The following is an 18,852-nucleotide window of genomic DNA, read 5'->3' on the forward strand; positions in this document are numbered from 1 at the left end:
ATTTTTAATTATAATTTACAATAAAGTAATCCGACCAAAAATTTTTAAACAAACAAAAGAATAAAGAAAATGAACATAAAAAATGCACAATTAGACGTTGATAATTGGATAAAAGAACACGGAGTTCGTTATTTTAACGAGTTAACCAATATGGCGCAACTTACAGAAGAAGTAGGAGAGGTGGCTCGAATAATTGCTCGTAGATATGGTGAACAGTCTGAAAAAGAAAGCGATAAAAACAAAGATTTAGGTGAAGAATTAGCCGATGTTGTTTTTGTAGTATTATGTTTAGCAAATCAAACAGGAATTGATCTGCAAGCTGCTTTTGATAAAAAAATGGATGTAAAAACCAATCGCGATCACGATCGTCATCATAACAACAATAAGTTAAAGTAAAACAATGGATATAGCGTTAAAAAAAAGCATTCTAAAAAACAATCAAAGCATTGCAATTTCTGGCTCAAAATCAGAAACCAATCGATTGTTGTTGTTGCAAAAGTTATATCCAAACTTAGAAATAATAAACGCCTCTTTTTCTGATGATAGTAAAGTTATGATGAATGCTTTAACATCAAAACAAACAATTATTGATGTTCATCATGCAGGCACAGCAATGCGGTTTCTTACAGCGTATTATGCAATTGACAGTTCATTAAATGAAACCATTTTAACAGGCTCTTCGCGAATGAAAGAACGACCAATTAAAATTTTAGTCGATGCATTAAAGCAATTAGATGTTACTGTTTCATATTTAGAAAAAGAAGGTTTTCCACCAATTAAGATAAAAGGACAGGAAATTGTGAAAAATAAAGTTAACATACCTGCAAATGTTAGTAGTCAATACATTTCTGCCTTAATTTTAATTGCTCCCAAACTACAAAATGGATTAGAAATTGAACTAATTGGCAAAATTACATCGTTACCTTATCTAGAAATGACATTGGCTATTTTACAAGATTTTGGAATCGAGACTCATTTTAAAGACAACATCATTACAATTAAATCGACTTCTGAACTTAAAAAAACAAGCTTTACTGTTGAATCGGATTGGTCATCTGCTTCTTATTTCTTTTCTTTTATTGCTTTAAGTGCAATTGGTTCTAAATTATCGTTGTCGTCTTTCAAAAAAAATAGTTTGCAAGGAGATGCTGTTTTAATTGATATTTACAAGAATTTTGGTGTGCAAACCACTTTTGAAAAGGATGTTTTGGTTCTTGAAAAGATTGAAAAACATACAGTTCAATTTCTTAACTTGAACTTAAACAATGCCCCTGATATCGCTCAAACTATTGCTGTTACTTGTTTAGGATTAAATGTGCAGTGTAATTTAAAAGGGTTACACACTTTGAAAATAAAGGAAACAGATAGATTACAAGCTTTGAAAAACGAATTAGAAAAATTTGGAGCAATTGTAGAAATCACAGATGATTCTTTAAAAATAAACAATACAGTTGATTTTATTTACGAAGATATTCAAATAGAAACGTATCAAGATCATCGCATGGCAATGGCTTTTGCACCTTTGGCTTTAAAACAATCAATTATTATTAAGGATAGCGAAGTTGTTTCAAAATCGTATCCCGCTTTTTGGGAAGATCTTGATACAATTAATATTTGTTAAGTTGTTGATTGTCAATGTTTAATTTGTGAGCTATTAAAATAAACAGCCATTTACTTGACAACCCCTATTTGCAAGTTGTATATTTGCAAACTTGAAATAATCAAGTGTAACATCCTAAACGATTTATTATCAGTATGAAGTTATCAAATTTTAATTTTAATTTACCCAATGAATTATTAGCAGAATTTCCTGCTGAAAACCGCGACGAATCTCGTTTAATGGTTGTTAACCGCAAAGAAGGAACTATTGAACATAAGCTTTTCAAAGATATTATTGATTATTTTGATGAAGGCGATGTAATGGTTTTAAACAATACTAAGGTTTTTCCTGCGCGTTTATATGGTAATAAAGAAAAAACAGGTGCAAGAATTGAGGTTTTTTTATTAAGAGAATTAAACGCAGAACAACGTTTGTGGGACGTTTTGGTTGATCCTGCTCGTAAAATTCGTATCGGTAATAAGTTGTATTTTGGAAACGATGATTCATTAGTTGCCGAAGTTATTGATAACACTACTTCTCGCGGACGTACATTACGTTTCTTATACGATGGATCTTACGAAGAATTTCGTTTAAAATTACGTGAGTTAGGCGAAACGCCAATTCCTAAATATATTAACCGTGAGGTTACACCAGAAGATGAAGAGCGTTACCAAACCATTTATGCTACCGAAGAAGGAGCTGTAGCGGCACCAACTGCAGGTTTGCATTTTTCTAAGCATTTATTAAAGCGTTTAGAAATTAAAGGTGTTGATTTTGCTAAAATTACGTTACATATTGGTTTAGGAACTTTTAACCCGGTTGAGGTTGAAGATTTATCTAAACACAAAATGGATTCTGAAGAGTTAATCATTACACAAGAAGCTTGTGATGTTGTAAATAATGCAAAAGAGAAAAAACGTAGAATTTGTGCTGTTGGTACAACGTCTATGCGTGCATTAGAAAGTTCAGTTTCATCAAGCCATACTTTAAACCCATATCAAGGTTGGACCAATAAATTTATTTTTCCACCTTATGATTTTAGTATTGCAGATTGTATGATTACTAATTTTCACATGCCAAAATCTACATTGTTAATGATGATTTCTGCTTTTACAGGTCACGATTTAATGATGAAAGCATATGATGAAGCTGTAAAAGAAGGATACAAGTTTTATTCGTACGGCGATGCAATGTTGATAATATAATTTTAGTTATATATTTTAAAAAAAAAACTCATCCTTTATGGATGAGTTTTTTTATGCCGATTTCTTTTTAATTTCTTCTAAAATAGTATGCATAAGTTCGGTTTGTACTTTCTGAATTTCCATTAACTCTTGTTGCTGATGCATCATTAAATGATCTAATTTTTCATGAAGAATTCTTATTTCTAATTCAGATTTTAAGTTAACCATGTAATCATTCTTTGCACGTTCACGATCTTTGGTTTCTTGTCTGTTTTGCGACATCATAATAATTGGCGCTTGTAATGCGGCAACACATGATAAAATTAAATTCAATAAAATAAAAGGATAAGGATCAAAACCTTTGTTCATAAAAATAAAAGCATTTACAACTATCCATAGCAGTAAAAAACAAATGAATGATAAAATAAAGGTCCAGCTGCCACCAAAATCGGCAACTTTATCAGCAACTTTGTTTCCAAACGATTCTTTTTTTAAATCGTCTTTATAAGATTCATCTGTAATTAATTCAGATTTTGAAATAGAAGCAACTACTTGTTTCTTTAAATCATTTAACTCGCCAATTTCTTGCACTAATTTTTCGGAAATAAACTTTTGTCGATAAAAGTTTAACTCGTCTATTGAAAGTTTTGATTCTTCATCAAACAAAGGATGTTCTTTTTTAATTAAATCAAAAATAGATTTTCTTAAAGAACTCGCTTTTACAGCTTCGCTTACTGCAAATTCTGTACCCGATACGGCACTTGTAAAGGTTTTCATTTAATCAATTTTGTAAACAAGTTTCATGGTAATTGTTGCAGTTTTGTTTTTTGCAGCTGTATTAAATGAACCGCCCCAAGAATACTCTTCAGATGAATTTTGAGCTACAATTTGAAATACACCCATGTCTGATTTTTTTAAATCGCCAAGTGATGAACCTGCATTTTTTGCAATTTTTTCGGCTCTTAATCTGGCATCTTTTGTAGCTTCGGCAATCATTTCTAATTTTAAAGCTGCTAATTTTGTATAGTAATATTCGGGTGTGTTAGAATATAACTCAACACCAGAATTGATTAATTCCGAAACAGATCGTGATACATTTTCAATTTTTTCCACATCCTTACTTTCTATTTGTACACTTTGAGTTAATGAATAGCCATTAAACGTTTGTGAGCGTACATTAGAGTTTTCATCATACGTTGTAGCAAATTCTTTGCTAATACTTACAGATGAAAAAATAAGTTCATTTTCTTTAACACCTTTTGATAGTAAATAATTTTTAATAGCATTTCTGTCAGTTTCTAATGAGGCATATGCTTCTTTTAATTCAAAACTTTTTTTAGAAAAGCTACTGTTCCACACAATTAAATCAGAAACAAAATCTTTTGAGCCTAACCCCGTAACACTAATTGTATCATCTGCTCTGTTGCGGTTTTTAAAAGCATTTGCTAAAAAAGCAGTAGATATTATTAAACCTAATGCTACAATAGCTGCTGTGATGTAATTTTTCATATCTTTTTTATTTAAAGATACAAAAAAAGCCTACTCTTTTAAAAAAAATCTAAAAACGTAGGCTTTAAAAGTATATGTTTATTTCTTTATAAAATGATGAGTAACGTTATTTACATTTAAAATGTAGTTTCCACTTGATAAATCTGAAACATTTATTTGGATGTTTGAATCAGACGATTTTATAGATTTTACCAGTTTTCCAGATACAGAATATATTTGTATTTCTTTATGGTCATAATTATCTGAAGTAACATTCAAAAAATTGGAAACCGGATTTGGATAAATAGTGTATTTTTCCTTTTCAAATTCATCAGAGCTTAAATTTTTAATAAAGATAAGCCCATAATCTTCTACATCGCCCATGTTAAATTGAGACGAACAATTGATTTTTGAATTATTCAATAAGGCTTTTTCACTAACAATGCGCATTCGGTATATTTTTTCAGTTTTTATTGTAGCAGGAGCTGAAAAAGTAAACGAGTATTTTTTACTATAAGTTGATGGAGGTACAATTTGATTAAAAATAGTTTCACTTTGTTCAAATGATCCATTTTCATTAAAATCGATAAATCCTTGCATGATCATGTTGTCTGAAATTGTTGGGTTATAATTTGATGCAGTGATGTCAATTTTATTAGGAGCAGTTGAAGAAGCTTGAGTTATATGTACACAACTAAAATCTGTATAACCATTGTTTACACCTACAGCTGTACTGTTGTTTAAGTAGTTAATACTTACATTGTCAATTGCTAATGCATAATAACCTTTGTTTAATGATGTTGGCGTGCAATAGTTTATGGTGTTTTTAGATATAATTTCAATAATATTATTTTTGGTTATGCTATTAGAACCTATGTTGTTTGTTGATGTTAAGGTAATGCTATATGTTCCAGTTTGGGTTAGTACAATGTTTGGGTTAGGTTCTGTTGAGGTTAAAATAGTTTGACCATTTTTTGTAACTACCCATTTACTACTATAATTGGTTAAAGAAGTATCGTTAAAAGTGTTTAAAAAACAGGTCGATGTATTTTTTAATGAAATACTAGTACCTACACAAAAGTATTGTTTTGCACCTGAGCTTTTATAATTTACTAAAAATTGTGCATTTGGAGCTTGTGTCATTGTAAAAACACTGTTTTTTGATGGTAATAGAGATGAACGATAAAAGTTAATTGCACTTTGCATACGTGCAATTTGTTGAGGAGTAAATACTCTTCGATACTCATTTTGCGTATACGTCATGTAGTTGTTTTTAAATGATGAATCGTTATTTCCAGAACATGAATTTGGAGCACCAAGTAATAAATCAGTTACATGATTTTTTATATGCGGAGGCGTATCGGCTACACAATCACCATCTGTACCACAACCGTTAATTTGTGCAGGACAATTACTTCCTATAGATCCCTGAAATGTATGGTGTAAGTTTAAACTATGGCCTATTTCATGAGTAAGTATTTCACTAACATCACCATTTACAAATTGTGCAGAAATAACAGTTCCATCATAGATTTTTCCGTGAGAGGACGCTAAATAAGCATATGCTGCAACACTTGATGTAGAAGTTATCTTATTTACTACCCAAACATTATAATATTTGTTTGTATCCCAAGTTGATAAGGCTCTAATGTTAGCAGGGTCAACTCCGCTATCTGTGCTTGTATATTGAGTTCCATGTTGTACATAAGTGCTGTTTGTTCCATAGTTTATACGATTAATACCTGTAGAGCAGCTACCATTTGGTGCTTTTGTTGCTAAAACAAACTGAATATTTGTATTAGAATTATTTTGATGTTTATGATTGTTTTTTAGATGATTATTCATGCCTTCTAGTACTTGATAGATATTGGAATCAGAAACGTTTGATTCTGTACCTAAAGGCTCACCAATGTGAATAATATGAAAAACAACAGGAATGTTATAAGCAACAGGATTTTTTGCTTTATTATTAATTTGTCTTTGATAGTAATTTTCAAATTCTTCATTAAAAATTTTATTTTCTAATAAATCATCAGTTCCACAATTATCAAAAGTTATTTTAGATTGGGCAAAATTTGCTGAAGTAATAAAAAAAAGTAGGAGAGTAATTATTTGTTTCATGTTTTTATTTGTTTTGTTTGACAAATTAAATAAAACAATTCTATATCTTTATATTTCTGTTTGTTTTTTTTATAAAAAAATAAATATTTGTTATTTTAGTAAAGCCTATACCCACGCAAAAAAGGTTGCCCAACCAGATGATATGATCTATATAGGAGGAAGTACTTTTGTGGTTGCAGAGATTGTTTAGGTTAAAATGCGTTATGTAACCCCTTGCCCAAAAGCCATTTAAAAAAAAGAATAAAAAAAGGGTGTGAAATATTAGGAATCTATTTAAAAAAGGGGGTATCTTTGCACTCGCATTACAGAAATAACGTTCATTTAAAGATTTGGTAACACAATAAAAATTTAGAAAATAAATTTGGATTGTAAATAAAAAAGGTTGTAGCTTTGCAATCCGATTCCGAAAGGAGTTTTGTAAAAGTTCATAATTTTTTAAGGTTAAAAAAATCGTTTAAAAATTTTTTCAAAAAAAATTTGCGAGATTAAAAAAGAGTTACTACTTTTGCAACCGCTTTAAGAAACAAGGCGAGAGAATAAGAAGATACGTTCATAGACATATTGGATTAACAGAGAATAAAGAGTAAGAGCTTTTAGGTAACTAAGAGGTCTTGAACAACACATCAAAAATATAAAAAATATACGATGAAGAGTTTGATCCTGGCTCAGGATGAACGCTAGCGGCAGGCCTAACACATGCAAGTCGAGGGGTAGAGGCAGCTTGCTGCTTTGAGACCGGCGCACGGGTGCGTAACGCGTATGCAATCTACCTTATACTAAGGGATAGCCCAGAGAAATTTGGATTAATACCTTATGGTTAATAGAATTGGCATCGATTTTATTATAAAGATTTATTGGTATAAGATGAGCATGCGTCCCATTAGTTAGTTGGTAAGGTAACGGCTTACCAAGACGATGATGGGTAGGGGTCCTGAGAGGGAGATCCCCCACACTGGTACTGAGACACGGACCAGACTCCTACGGGAGGCAGCAGTGAGGAATATTGGTCAATGGAGGCAACTCTGAACCAGCCATGCCGCGTGCAGGATGACGGTCCTATGGATTGTAAACTGCTTTTGTACAGGAAGAAAAAGAGTTACGTGTAGCTTATTGACGGTACTGTAAGAATAAGGATCGGCTAACTCCGTGCCAGCAGCCGCGGTAATACGGAGGATCCAAGCGTTATCCGGAATCATTGGGTTTAAAGGGTCCGTAGGCGGGGTATTAAGTCAGCGGTGAAAGTTTTCAGCTTAACTGAAAAATTGCCGTTGATACTGGTATTCTTGAATGATTGTGAAGTAACTAGAATATGTAGTGTAGCGGTGAAATGCTTAGATATTACATGGAATACCAATTGCGAAGGCAGGTTACTAACAATTTATTGACGCTGATGGACGAAAGCGTGGGTAGCGAACAGGATTAGATACCCTGGTAGTCCACGCCGTAAACGATGGATACTAGCTGTTTGGACTTCGGTTTGAGTGGCTAAGCGAAAGTGATAAGTATCCCACCTGGGGAGTACGGTCGCAAGACTGAAACTCAAAGGAATTGACGGGGGCCCGCACAAGCGGTGGAGCATGTGGTTTAATTCGATGATACGCGAGGAACCTTACCAGGGCTTAAATGTAGTTTGACAGATTTGGAAACAGATTTTTCTTCGGACAAATTACAAGGTGCTGCATGGTTGTCGTCAGCTCGTGCCGTGAGGTGTCAGGTTAAGTCCTATAACGAGCGCAACCCCTGTTGTTAGTTGCCAGCACGTAATGGTGGGAACTCTAGCAAGACTGCCAGTGTAAACTGTGAGGAAGGTGGGGATGACGTCAAATCATCACGGCCCTTACGTCCTGGGCCACACACGTGCTACAATGGCCGGTACAGAGAGCAGCCACTTAGCGATAAGGAGCGAATCTATAAAGCCGGTCACAGTTCGGATCGGAGTCTGCAACTCGACTCCGTGAAGCTGGAATCGCTAGTAATCGGATATCAGCCATGATCCGGTGAATACGTTCCCGGGCCTTGTACACACCGCCCGTCAAGCCATGGAAGCTGGGGGTACCTGAAGTCGGTGACCGCAAGGAGCTGCCTAGGGTAAAACTAGTAACTAGGGCTAAGTCGTAACAAGGTAGCCGTACCGGAAGGTGCGGCTGGAACACCTCCTTTCTAGAGATGGTTCAAGCATCTTTTACTCTTTAACTGTTGGTTCAAAAAACAAGAATAATTAAAATACAGAGTCTCGTAGCTCAGCTGGTTAGAGTACTACACTGATAATGTAGGGGTCGGCAGTTCGAGTCTGCCCGGGACTACTATTTAAGTTATTTAAAAGGAAATTTTAGAAGTTGAGTTATCAACAATCCGCTGAAAGCTAACGGCTGATAACTGCAAGCTAAAAACACGGGGGATTAGCTCAGCTGGCTAGAGCGCCTGCCTTGCACGCAGGAGGTCATCGGTTCGACTCCGATATTCTCCACTATCTTAAGAAGATAGAGAATAGAAAAGAGAAAATAGACTTAGTCTGTTATCTATCATCTATACTCTATTATCTAAAGAAAAAGTTCATTGACATATTGAGATACATTTAAAAAGTAGAAAAATATTATAGTAAAATAATATAAAGCACATTTTTAATCTTTTGAGATTAAAAAGTAGAGCACAATAAGCAAAATAAGGGCGTATGGGGAATGCCTAGGCTCTCAGAGGCGAAGAAGGACGTGATAAGCTGCGAAAAGCTACGGGGATTGGCACACACGAATTGATCCGTAGATATCCGAATGGGGCAACCCGGCATGTTGAAGACATGTCACATCGATAGATGAGCAAACCCGCTGAACTGAAACATCTAAGTAGGCGGAGGAGAAGAAAACAAAAGTGATTCCGTAAGTAGTGGCGAGCGAACGCGGAATAGCCCAAACCAAAGTTGTTACGGCAATTTTGGGGTTGTAGGACCACGACATTGTATGCAAAGCGAATAAGAATCATCTGGAAAGATGAACCGCAGAGGGTGATAGTCCCGTATTGGTAAGCAATGTAATGCATAGTGGTATCCTGAGTAGGTCGGGGCACGTGAAACCTTGATTGAAACTGGCGGGACCATCCGCTAAGGCTAAATACTCCTGAGAGACCGATAGTGAACCAGTACCGTGAGGGAAAGGTGAAAAGAACCGTGAATAACGGAGTGAAAAAGATCCTGAAACCATACGCCTACAAGCGGTCGGAGCCCATTCGTTGGGTGACGGCGTGCCTTTTGCATAATGAGCCTACGAGTTACCGTTGCTGGCAAGGTTAAGTACTTCAGGTACGCAGCCGAAGCGAAAGCGAGTCTGAATAGGGCGCATTAGTCAGTAATGGTAGACGCGAAACCGTGTGATCTACCCATGGACAGGTTGAAGTTTGGGTAACACCAAATGGAGGACCGAACCCGTTGACGTTGAAAAGTCTTGGGATGATCTGTGGGTAGGGGTGAAAGGCCAATCAAACTCGGAAATAGCTCGTACTCCCCGAAATGCATTTAGGTGCAGCGCTATTATAGTTTATTAGAGGTAGAGCTACTGATTGGATGCGGGGGCTTCACCGCCTACCAATTCCTGACAAACTCCGAATGCTAATAAATGATTACTAGTAGTGAGGGCATGGGTGCTAAGGTCCATGTCCGAGAGGGAAAGAACCCAGACCATCAGCTAAGGTCCCCAAATGTATGCTAAGTTGAACAAACGCGGTTTGATTGCCCCGACAGCTAGGATGTTGGCTTGGAAGCAGCCATTCATTTAAAGAGTGCGTAACAGCTCACTAGTCGAGCGATCGAGCATGGATAATAATCGGGCATAAGTATACTACCGAAGCTATGGATTTGTATTATATACAAGTGGTAGGGGAGCATTCTAAACTGGGTAGAAGGTGATTTGTGAGAATTGCTGGACTGTTTAGAAAAGAAAATGTAGGCATAAGTAACGATAATGCGGGCGAGAAACCCGCACACCGTAAGACCAAGGTTTCCACAGCTATGCTAATCAGCTGTGGGTTAGTCGGGACCTAAGGCACACCCGAAGGGGGACGTCGATGGCCAACGGGTTAATATTCCCGTACTTGTAATAGTTGTGATGGAGTGACACAGTGGTGAAAGTACCGCGAACTGACGGAATAGTTCGTTAAAGCACGTACCTATAGATCTTATAGTAAAATGCGTAGGATTTGGAGAAATGCGATAGTACACGGAGCCTTCGGGCAAAGTGATAGTGTACCTAAAGGCTGTCAAGAAAAGCTTCTAAACTTAGATTATTACAACCCGTACCGCAAACCGACACAGGTGGTCGAGGAGAGTATCCTCAGGTGCTCGAGAGATTCATGGCTAAGGAATTAGGCAAAATAGACCTGTAACTTCGGGAGAAAGGTCGCCAGCAGCAATGCTGGCCGCAGTGAAAAGGTCCAGGCGACTGTTTATCAAAAACACAGGGCTCTGCCAAATCGTAAGATGAAGTATAGGGCCTGACACCTGCCCGGTGCTGGAAGGTTAAGAGGAGATGTTATCTTCGGAGAAGCATTGAATTGAAGCCCCAGTAAACGGCGGCCGTAACTATAACGGTCCTAAGGTAGCGAAATTCCTTGTCGGGTAAGTTCCGACCTGCACGAATGGTGTAACGATCTGGACACTGTCTCAGCCATGAGCTCGGTGAAATTGTAGTATCGGTGAAGATGCCGATTACCCGCAGTGGGACGAAAAGACCCTGTGCACCTTTACTATAGCTTAGTATTGTTCTTGGATAAGTGATGTGTAGGATAGGTGGGAGACTTCGATCCTGCGTCGCCAGGCGTAGGTTAGTCATTGTTGAAATACCACCCTTTGCTTATCTGAGATCTAACTCGACGACGTTGAGGACATTGCTTGGTGGGTAGTTTGACTGGGGTGGTCGCCTCCAAAAGAGTAACGGAGGCTTCTAAAGGTTCCCTCAGCACGCTTGGTAACCGTGCGTAGAGTGCAATGGCAAAAGGGAGCTTGACTGAGAGACCAACAAGTCGATCAGGTACGAAAGTAGAGCATAGTGATCCGGTGGTTCCGCATGGAAGGGCCATCGCTCAAAGGATAAAAGGTACGCCGGGGATAACAGGCTGATCTCCCCCAAGAGCTCATATCGACGGGGGGGTTTGGCACCTCGATGTCGGCTCGTCACATCCTGGGGCTGGAGAAGGTCCCAAGGGTTGGGCTGTTCGCCCATTAAAGTGGCACGCGAGCTGGGTTCAGAACGTCGTGAGACAGTTCGGTCTCTATCTACTGTGGGCGTTAGAAATTTGAGTGGATCTGATTCTAGTACGAGAGGACCGAATTGGACTAACCTCTGGTGTATCAGTTGTGCCGCCAGGTGCATTGCTGAGTAGCTACGTTGGGAAGGGATAAGCGCTGAAAGCATATAAGCGCGAAACCCACCACAAGATGAGATTTCTTTAAAGGGTCGTAGAAGATGACTACGTTGATAGGTTACAGATGTAAAGGCAGTAATGTCATAGTCAAGTAATACTAATAGCCCGTAAGCTTATGTGCTCTAGGGATTGCTTTATAAATTATAGTATTAAGATTTTAGAATTAAGTATTAAGACTAAAATAGCTACAGAATAGTATCAAAAATATGTTAACAATATTGCAGCAAAGCTGCGTTTAAAGTTCCAAGTTTAAAGTTAAAGGTTGCAAACCTTAAACAAAAAAAAACGTGAAACCTTAAACAAAAACTTAGGGTGGTTATAGCGTTGGGGCTCACCTCTTCCCATCTCGAACAGAGAAGTTAAGCCCAATTGCGCAGATGGTACTGCATATTAATGTGGGAGAGTATGTCACCGCCTTTTTTTAGAGACCCCTTCACGTAAGTGAAGGGGTTTTCTTTTTAGAATCCTTATCAGAAACGAGCGCAGCGAACTGACAAAGTAAATGATGAGGATTTTTTGTTTTGATAATTAATGGTGTTTATAATAAGGTTTGGACTGTTTTTAGTAGTTGATTATAGATGCGGTTGAAGGGTTTTATATTTTGAGAGAGTATTTCATAATTATAAAATTTGATTTAACAATTAAAAATCAAAAGCAGGTTAGGAATTATTTTTTTATAACTTATTTAATTCCTTCAAAAACACCTAAACCAAATAAAGCGAAATCGTATTTCACTGGATCATTTGGGTCAAAATTTCGTAATGATTCATCTAATTCGGCTAGTGCTTTGGCATCATTTTGTTTTCGATTTAAAATTCCTAATGCTCGTGCAACATTTCCAGAGTGTACATCAAGTGGGCATGATAATTCTGATGGAGAAATAGATTTCCATAAGCCAAAATCAACTCCGTTATGATCATTACGTACAAGCCATCTTAAGTACATATTAATTCTTTTAGACGAAGAACCTTTTAACGGATCCGAAATATGCTTGGTAGAGCGCAAAGGATGTTCAATCTCAAAAAAGGTTGCTTTAAAGTTTGAAATTCTATGCTGTAAGTTTAAAGTAGGATTATGAGCAAATACTTTTTCTAAACCTCCATGCTGATTGTAAATATTGCGAAGGGATTTGATAAAGAATCGAAAATCTTCTGAATTAAAAGTTCTATGAACAATATTATCAATGCTATTTATTTGATTTTCTGTAGCATGCATTACAAAGTCATACGGACTATTACCTAATGCCTGCATCATTTTGGTAGCACTGTTAATAATCATTTTTCTATTTCCCCAAGCAATTGTAGCAGCTAAGAAACCGCTAATTTCAATATCTTCTTTAACCTGATATCTGTGCGGAATTTGAATTGGGTCAGACTCGATAAAATTCGGATTATTGTATTGATCTGATTTGTAATCTAAAAAATCTTTTAATTCATCAAAATTCATAGCTCAAAAGAACGATTATAGAATGTTTGTAAACTTTTTTCTCTTGCTTATAAAATAGCTATATACAATATTTTTTGTGTAAAAGTAGTTTGTTTTTGGCAACGAAATTTGTTTACTTTTTAGTTGATTTAAATGTGCATAGTAACTAAAATGTGCTTTTATAATTGCAAAAGTGTGTAAGGGTTGTAACGATAAAAACAACTTTGCACCAGCAATACCGTCTAAACATAATCGTTTAAAAATAATTGAAAATCGATTTTCTCTAGGTAGATTTTTGTACAACATGAAAAGCGAGTTCCTAAAATTCAAAAATGTTTTTTTAGGGTTCGATTTTTTTAAAGTAGCTCCACCAACGTGATATACTTTAGATTCGTTACAATAATAGGTTGTAATGTTAGCATTAAAAGCACGCCAGCATAAATCTATTTCTTCTTGATGTGCAAAAAAAGCATCATCAAAACCATTTAATTGTTTAAAAACACTGTTTCTAATGAAAAAACAAGCTCCCGATGCCCAAAAAATTTCTTGTGAAGCATACTGATTTTCGTCTTTTTCAATAGTATCAAAAATTCTTCCTCTGCAAAAAGGAAAACCATAAGCATCAATAAATCCACCTGCAGCACCAGCGTACTCAAAGTGTGTTTTGTTTTTATAATCTAAAATTTTAGGTTGAATAATACCAATGTTAGTATTAGTTTCAAACAAATTTAAGATAGGCTGCAACCAGTTTTCAGTAACTTCAACATCGGTATTTAGTAAGCAAAGAATGTCTTCGTTAACAAATTTTAACGCTTCATTATATCCTTTTGCAAAGCCAAAATTTTCTGAAAGTTGAATCCATTTTACTGAAGGATAATTTGCAGATACAAAGTTTTTTGAATCATCAGTTGAAGCGTTATCTGCAATGTAAATTTGCGCATTAGACGAATATTTTACAACTGTTGGTAAAAACTTTTGTAATAAACCTAATCCGTTCCAATTTAATAAAACTATAGCTACGGTTTGCATTACTTAATTTTATCGGCAATGGTTTTTTTAGTAAACTCTTTAAGGTCTACATAAAATACTTCTGCAGTGAAATTACGATCGTTTTCATAAAAATGTTTCATGAAAGCTTTGGTAATTTCGGCAGAAATTAATTTAGGATTCTTTTTTACAAATGAAATATATTCTTGTTCATTTTCCATATGCAATTTTTTGGTTGATATTTCAAAAGTAGCTTGATTGGCGCTACCAAATAAATACAACATCATATTATCTGCATATGATTTTTTTGCAATGTCTATGAATTTAAAATCTTTATAAGTAGTGATGAATTTTTCCCACTTAATATTTAAATCACGTAATTCTTCTAGAGAAATTTTTTCGTTTTTAATTTGTAAATCGTAAGCCAATTTATGCTCATCATATCTTAACTTTAAAAACTGTTCGTATTCTCTTGATACTTTTTTATGAAATAAATTGTAGTAAAATCCTGGTTTTATTCTAAAATCGTAGTTGTTAGAATCTATTTTTCTAAAGTATAAATTTACTTTACCGTACGTATTTTCTTTTCTTAAAATAGAATCGGGTTTGTTTTGTTTTAAAGAATGATAGGTACTTAAGGTGTTTACTTCTGCAGTATTTATAGAATCTACAATAACGCCTAACCTTTTGTAATAATCAATGTATAAAGCCTCAGCTTCTTTTTTATTGGCTTTTTTTAATTTTTTCTTTAAATCGGTTTGTTCACTTTCTAAATGCTCAACTAATTCTTGCGCATTTTTGTTTGCAAGCACGTAATCAGGATCGTTAGAATACGTAATTTCGGTTATTGTATCTGTTTCAGATATATCACTATCAAACTTTTTATCTTTCTGACATGAAAAGAAGATAGATGTAATAAGAAAACTTAAATATATTATATTTTTATTCATGTAATTTCATTAAGGTAAATCAGTTAAAAACTGATAATTTTTATTTTCATAATCTAATTTACAATAATAATGATTTAAACCATTTGTTACCATTAAAAACTGTGCATTTAAATTACTATTGTAACGCGCAATTTGATCAAAAACCTTTTGAGTAATGGGTACATTAGGTTCTTTACATTCTACTAAAAGAAAAATTTCGCCTTTTGGGTTAAAAACAACAACATCGTAACGTTTGTTCATATTGTTAATTTTAACTACTTTTTCTACATTAATATACGATTTTGGATATCCCTTAACCAAAATTAAATAGTGAACCACATGTTGCCTTACCCATTCTTCAGGTGTAAGATAAACATACTTTTTCCTGATATCATCAAAAATGAACAGTTTATTTTCACTATTTTTGAATCGAAATTGAAATTTAGGGAAATTTAAATCACGCATCTTGCAAATTTATCCAATCTCTTTAGAATAACGGTAAAAATCACAGAAAGTTTATGAACGAGCTAAAAAAATTATTAGCAGCTTTTAAAAAAAACGATTATAAATCGGTTTATTTTTTAATGGGTGATGAACCTTTCTATATTGACTATATTGCTCATTATCTGCAACAAAATGTTATTTCCGAGGAGGAAAAAGATTTTAACCAAACCATTGTTTATGGAAAAGATGTTTCGGTAAACGATATTATGTCGCAAGCACGCCAATATCCTTTTATGGGCGATAAAATGTTACTTATTGTTAAAGAAGCGCAAGATTTAGTAAAAACAATTGATCAATTTGCCGATTATTTTAAAGCCATACAACCAACAACAATTGTAGTTTTTTGCTATAAATACAAAAGCTTGGATAAGAGAAAAGCTTTGTATAAAGCAATTGAAAAATCAGAACATGCTGAGATTTTTGAAAGTAATAAATTAAAAGATTATCAGGTAGAAGCTTGGGTGAAAAATTATGTTAGCGATCAAAATTTAGAAATTGAACCCAAAGCTGTAGCTATGATTGTTGAGTTTTTAGGAAACGATTTGAACAAAATTGTCAACGAGCTTGAGAAAATCAAGATTATTTTAAAAGACACTTTGATAACAGCTCAAATTGTTGAAGATAATATTGGTATTAGCAAAGAGTATAATAATTTTGAATTGATTAATGCTATTACGCATAAAAACGAGGCAAAGGCATTTACAATTGCCAAACATTTTGCTTTAAATACAAAGAACAATCCTTTTGTTGTAACAACGGCTTTGTTGTATAATTTTTTTTCAAAATTATTGCAATATCACGGGGCTGTTTATAAAAATGCATCTGCTAATAGTAATGATGTTGCTAAAAGTATTGGTGTAAATCCGTATGCACTTAAAGATTATCAAATAGCTAGTAAAAACTATCCTATGAAAAAAGTAAGTGAAAATATAGCGGTTATTAGGCAAATTGATTTAAAAAGTAAAGGAGTTAATGCAAATGCTTTATCGCATGATGATTTGTTAAAAGAATTACTTATTAAATTATTTAGATAAAAGTGAGATATTTGTAAAAAAGAAATGATGGGATTAAACAAAAATAAAATTCTAGGCTACGCAACTGTTATTATGATTATAATGGGTTTGATTTTAATATGCTTAGGGATATTTAAATATAGTGAAATATCTGGTTGGGGATTTGTAACCGTAGGTATTGGCTTTTTAGCAAACGCTTGGGTTTTTAATGCTTTAAAAGGTAGGGTATAAAAAAGCTGTTTCATAAAAAAAAATCCCGAAACTTAGTTTCGGGATTTTTTTATTACTTAATACTTTCAAAATTTCGTTTAACAAAATCGGTAAGTTCTTCTCCTTTTAATAAACCTTGAGCTAACTTAGCTAAATCTAATGCTTGTTTAATTAAAGTTGTTTTAATTTCGTCGTTTGATTCATTTACAATTTTAGAAGCAATATCAGAATTTGTATTAACCACTAAATTGTAAGAATCAGGGAAGTTTCCAAACATTGTATTACCACCCATTGCTTGCATTTCTTTCATTCTACGCATAAATTCTGGCTGAGTAATCATAAACGGAGCCGCATTACTGTCTAAAGCTTCGGTTTGAATTTGATATGTTGTAGTTGGAATTACTTTTTCTAAAACCTCTTTCAACTTTGTAGTTTCGTATTCAGATAATTTAGAAATAATGTTTTCATCCTTTTTAATTAAATTATCAATAGAATCAGCATCAACACGTGTAAAAGTTACATCTTGATTGTCCATTTCTAATTTCTGAATCAAATGCGAAACAATTGGCGAATCTAAAAGTAAAATTTCGTAATTTTTTGCTTTAGCTTCAGCAATATAGCTATGTTGAGCATCTTTATTTGAAGCATATAAAACTACCAATTTACCTTCTTTATTGGTTTGGTTTGGTTTGATTTTTTCTTTCAGCTCTTCAAAAGTAAAATACGAATTGTTAACAGTTGGATACAAAGCAAAGTCTTTCGCTTTTTCGTAGAATTTGTCCTCACTTAACATTCCGTACTCTAAAACAATCTTAATATCGTTCCATTTCTCCTCAAAAGCTTTTCTGTCTTCATTAAACAATCCTTTTAATTTATCAGCAACTTTACGAGTAATGTAGTTTGATATTTTCTTAACATTACCATCGGCTTGCAAGTAAGAACGCGATACGTTTAACGGAATATCCGGAGAATCAACAACACCTTTCAGCATCATTAAAAATTCAGGAACAATTCCTTCTACATTATCGGTTACAAAAACTTGATTTTGATAAAGCTGAATTTTATCTTTTTGAATGTTTAAATCGCCCGATAATTTAGGGAAATACAAAATTCCAGTTAAATTAAAAGGATGATCAACATTTAAATGAATATGAAATAAGGGATCCTCAAACTGCATTGGATACAATTCTCGATAAAAATTCTTGTAATCTTCATCAGTTAAATCACTTGGTTTTTTAGTCCATGCAGGATTTGGGTTGTTGATAATGTTATCAACTTCAACCTCATTTTCGCCTTCTTTTTCCGTTTTAGTGCCAAATTTAATTGGAATAGGCATGAATTTGTTGTACTTGCTTAATAATTCACGAATTTTAAAATCTTCTAAAAATTCAGTAGAATCATCCGCAATATGTAAAATGATTTCCGTTCCTCTGTTGGTTTTATCAGATGGTTCTAAAGTAAATTCTGGCGATCCATCACATGTCCAATGCACAGCTGGTTCATCTTTGTATGATTTTGTAATGATTTCCACTTTATTAGCAACCATAAACGCAGAGTAGAAGCCCAAACCAAAATGACCAATAATACCTGAATCTTTAGCAGAATCTTTGTATTTCTCTAAAAACTCTTCGGCACCAGAAAACGCCACTTGGTTGATGTATTTTTCAACCTCTTCTGATGTCATTCCAATTCCTTGATCAGTAATATGAAGTGTTTTGTTGTCTTTGTCAATTTTTACTTCAATTTTAGGATTTCCATACTCAACAGTTGCTTCACCTATTGATGTAAGATGTTTTAATTTTAAAGTAGCATCGGTAGCATTACTAATTAATTCTCGAAGAAAAATTTCGTGATCACTGTATAAGAATTTTTTTATTAACGGAAATATGTTTTCAACCGTTACATTTATTTTTCCTGTTGTCATATTTATATCTGTTTTTTTAATGATAAATTTGTACTCTATGCTAGTCAAAATGAGTACC

13 protein-coding genes, 2 tRNA genes and 3 rRNA genes are annotated in these 18,852 nt (G+C 34.3%); 10 read left to right on the forward strand and 8 right to left on the reverse strand.

The window, feature by feature from the left end:
* Positions 1–69: 69 nt before the first annotated feature.
* The 3 genes from H1R17_RS07985 to queA all read left to right on the forward strand — a co-directional run bounded on the left by H1R17_RS07985 (position 70) and on the right by queA (position 2,805).
* Positions 70–396, forward strand: a complete 327-nt coding sequence (locus tag H1R17_RS07985; RefSeq protein ID WP_163430058.1) for a nucleotide pyrophosphohydrolase — start codon at positions 70–72, stop codon at positions 394–396.
* Between the two features lie 4 nt (positions 397–400).
* Positions 401–1,621: a 3-phosphoshikimate 1-carboxyvinyltransferase gene (locus tag H1R17_RS07990; RefSeq protein WP_163430057.1), complete on the forward strand. Its 1,221-nt coding sequence runs from the start codon at positions 401–403 to the stop codon at positions 1,619–1,621.
* 134 nt (positions 1,622–1,755) lie between these two features.
* Entirely contained in the window at positions 1,756–2,805 is a 1,050-nt protein-coding gene (gene queA / locus H1R17_RS07995) for a tRNA preQ1(34) S-adenosylmethionine ribosyltransferase-isomerase QueA (RefSeq protein WP_163430056.1), read from the forward strand.
* Between the two features lie 51 nt (positions 2,806–2,856).
* Here the strand turns inward: queA and H1R17_RS08000 are convergent, their stop codons facing one another.
* The 3 genes from H1R17_RS08000 to H1R17_RS08010 form a co-directional block, all read right to left on the reverse strand.
* Positions 2,857–3,561 (reverse strand): DUF1003 domain-containing protein, encoded by a 705-nt coding sequence (locus H1R17_RS08000; protein ID WP_163430055.1) that lies wholly within the window; start codon positions 3,559–3,561, stop codon positions 2,857–2,859.
* The gene (locus tag H1R17_RS08005) at positions 3,562–4,293 is read right to left on the reverse strand and encodes an SIMPL domain-containing protein (protein ID WP_163430054.1); all 732 of its coding nucleotides are present in this window, start codon (positions 4,291–4,293) and stop codon (positions 3,562–3,564) included.
* 78 nt (positions 4,294–4,371) lie between these two features.
* A complete protein-coding gene (locus H1R17_RS08010; protein WP_163430053.1) occupies positions 4,372–6,393 on the reverse strand; it encodes a M43 family zinc metalloprotease in 2,022 nt (673 codons plus the stop codon).
* Positions 6,394–7,035: 642 nt separating this feature from the next.
* On the opposite strand from H1R17_RS08010, the gene H1R17_RS08015 reads away from it, so the two are divergent.
* The 5 genes from H1R17_RS08015 to rrf all read left to right on the forward strand — a co-directional run bounded on the left by H1R17_RS08015 (position 7,036) and on the right by rrf (position 12,222).
* Positions 7,036–8,553: ribosomal RNA gene (locus H1R17_RS08015) — 16S ribosomal RNA — on the forward strand.
* Between the two features lie 69 nt (positions 8,554–8,622).
* Positions 8,623–8,696, forward strand: a tRNA-Ile gene (locus tag H1R17_RS08020).
* Positions 8,697–8,786: 90 nt separating this feature from the next.
* Positions 8,787–8,860, forward strand: a tRNA-Ala gene (locus tag H1R17_RS08025).
* 183 nt (positions 8,861–9,043) lie between these two features.
* A 23S ribosomal RNA gene (locus H1R17_RS08030) occupies positions 9,044–11,924 on the forward strand.
* Positions 11,925–12,110: 186 nt separating this feature from the next.
* Positions 12,111–12,222 (forward strand): 5S ribosomal RNA (gene rrf / locus H1R17_RS08035).
* The 16S, 23S and 5S rRNA genes sit together here with 2 tRNA genes alongside, the layout of an rRNA operon.
* 261 nt (positions 12,223–12,483) lie before the next feature.
* Here the strand turns inward: rrf and H1R17_RS08040 are convergent.
* From H1R17_RS08040 to H1R17_RS08055, 4 genes are read right to left on the reverse strand one after another with little or no spacing between them, the layout of a single operon-like run.
* Entirely contained in the window at positions 12,484–13,248 is a 765-nt protein-coding gene (locus H1R17_RS08040; RefSeq protein ID WP_163432416.1) for a TIGR02757 family protein, read from the reverse strand.
* Between the two features lie 15 nt (positions 13,249–13,263).
* Positions 13,264–14,256 carry a glycosyltransferase family 2 protein gene (locus tag H1R17_RS08045; protein ID WP_163432415.1) on the reverse strand — a complete coding sequence of 331 codons (993 nt, stop codon included), beginning with the start codon at positions 14,254–14,256 and terminating at the stop codon, positions 13,264–13,266.
* A complete protein-coding gene (locus H1R17_RS08050) occupies positions 14,256–15,164 on the reverse strand; it encodes a hypothetical protein (protein ID WP_163432414.1) in 909 nt (302 codons plus the stop codon). The genes H1R17_RS08045 and H1R17_RS08050 overlap by 1 nt, the downstream gene beginning before the upstream one ends.
* Positions 15,165–15,173: 9 nt before the next feature.
* Positions 15,174–15,608, reverse strand: a complete 435-nt coding sequence (locus H1R17_RS08055; protein WP_163432413.1) for a type I restriction enzyme HsdR N-terminal domain-containing protein — start codon at positions 15,606–15,608, stop codon at positions 15,174–15,176.
* Between the two features lie 53 nt (positions 15,609–15,661).
* Here H1R17_RS08055 and holA point away from each other — a divergent pair, with 53 nt between their 5' ends.
* Positions 15,662–16,681, forward strand: coding sequence for a DNA polymerase III subunit delta (gene holA, locus H1R17_RS08060; RefSeq protein ID WP_163432412.1), 1,020 nt, complete (start codon positions 15,662–15,664; stop codon positions 16,679–16,681).
* Between the two features lie 27 nt (positions 16,682–16,708).
* Positions 16,709–16,891 carry a CAL67264 family membrane protein gene (locus tag H1R17_RS08065; protein WP_163432427.1) on the forward strand — a complete coding sequence of 61 codons (183 nt, stop codon included), beginning with the start codon at positions 16,709–16,711 and terminating at the stop codon, positions 16,889–16,891.
* 52 nt (positions 16,892–16,943) lie between these two features.
* Here the strand turns inward: H1R17_RS08065 and htpG are convergent, their stop codons facing one another.
* Positions 16,944–18,794 carry a molecular chaperone HtpG gene (gene htpG / locus H1R17_RS08070; protein WP_163432411.1) on the reverse strand — a complete coding sequence of 617 codons (1,851 nt, stop codon included), beginning with the start codon at positions 18,792–18,794 and terminating at the stop codon, positions 16,944–16,946.
* Positions 18,795–18,852: the final 58 nt, after the last annotated feature.

It is taken from the genome of Flavobacterium sp. xlx-214 (assembly GCF_013874595.1).
GTDB lineage: Bacteria > Bacteroidota > Bacteroidia > Flavobacteriales > Flavobacteriaceae > Flavobacterium.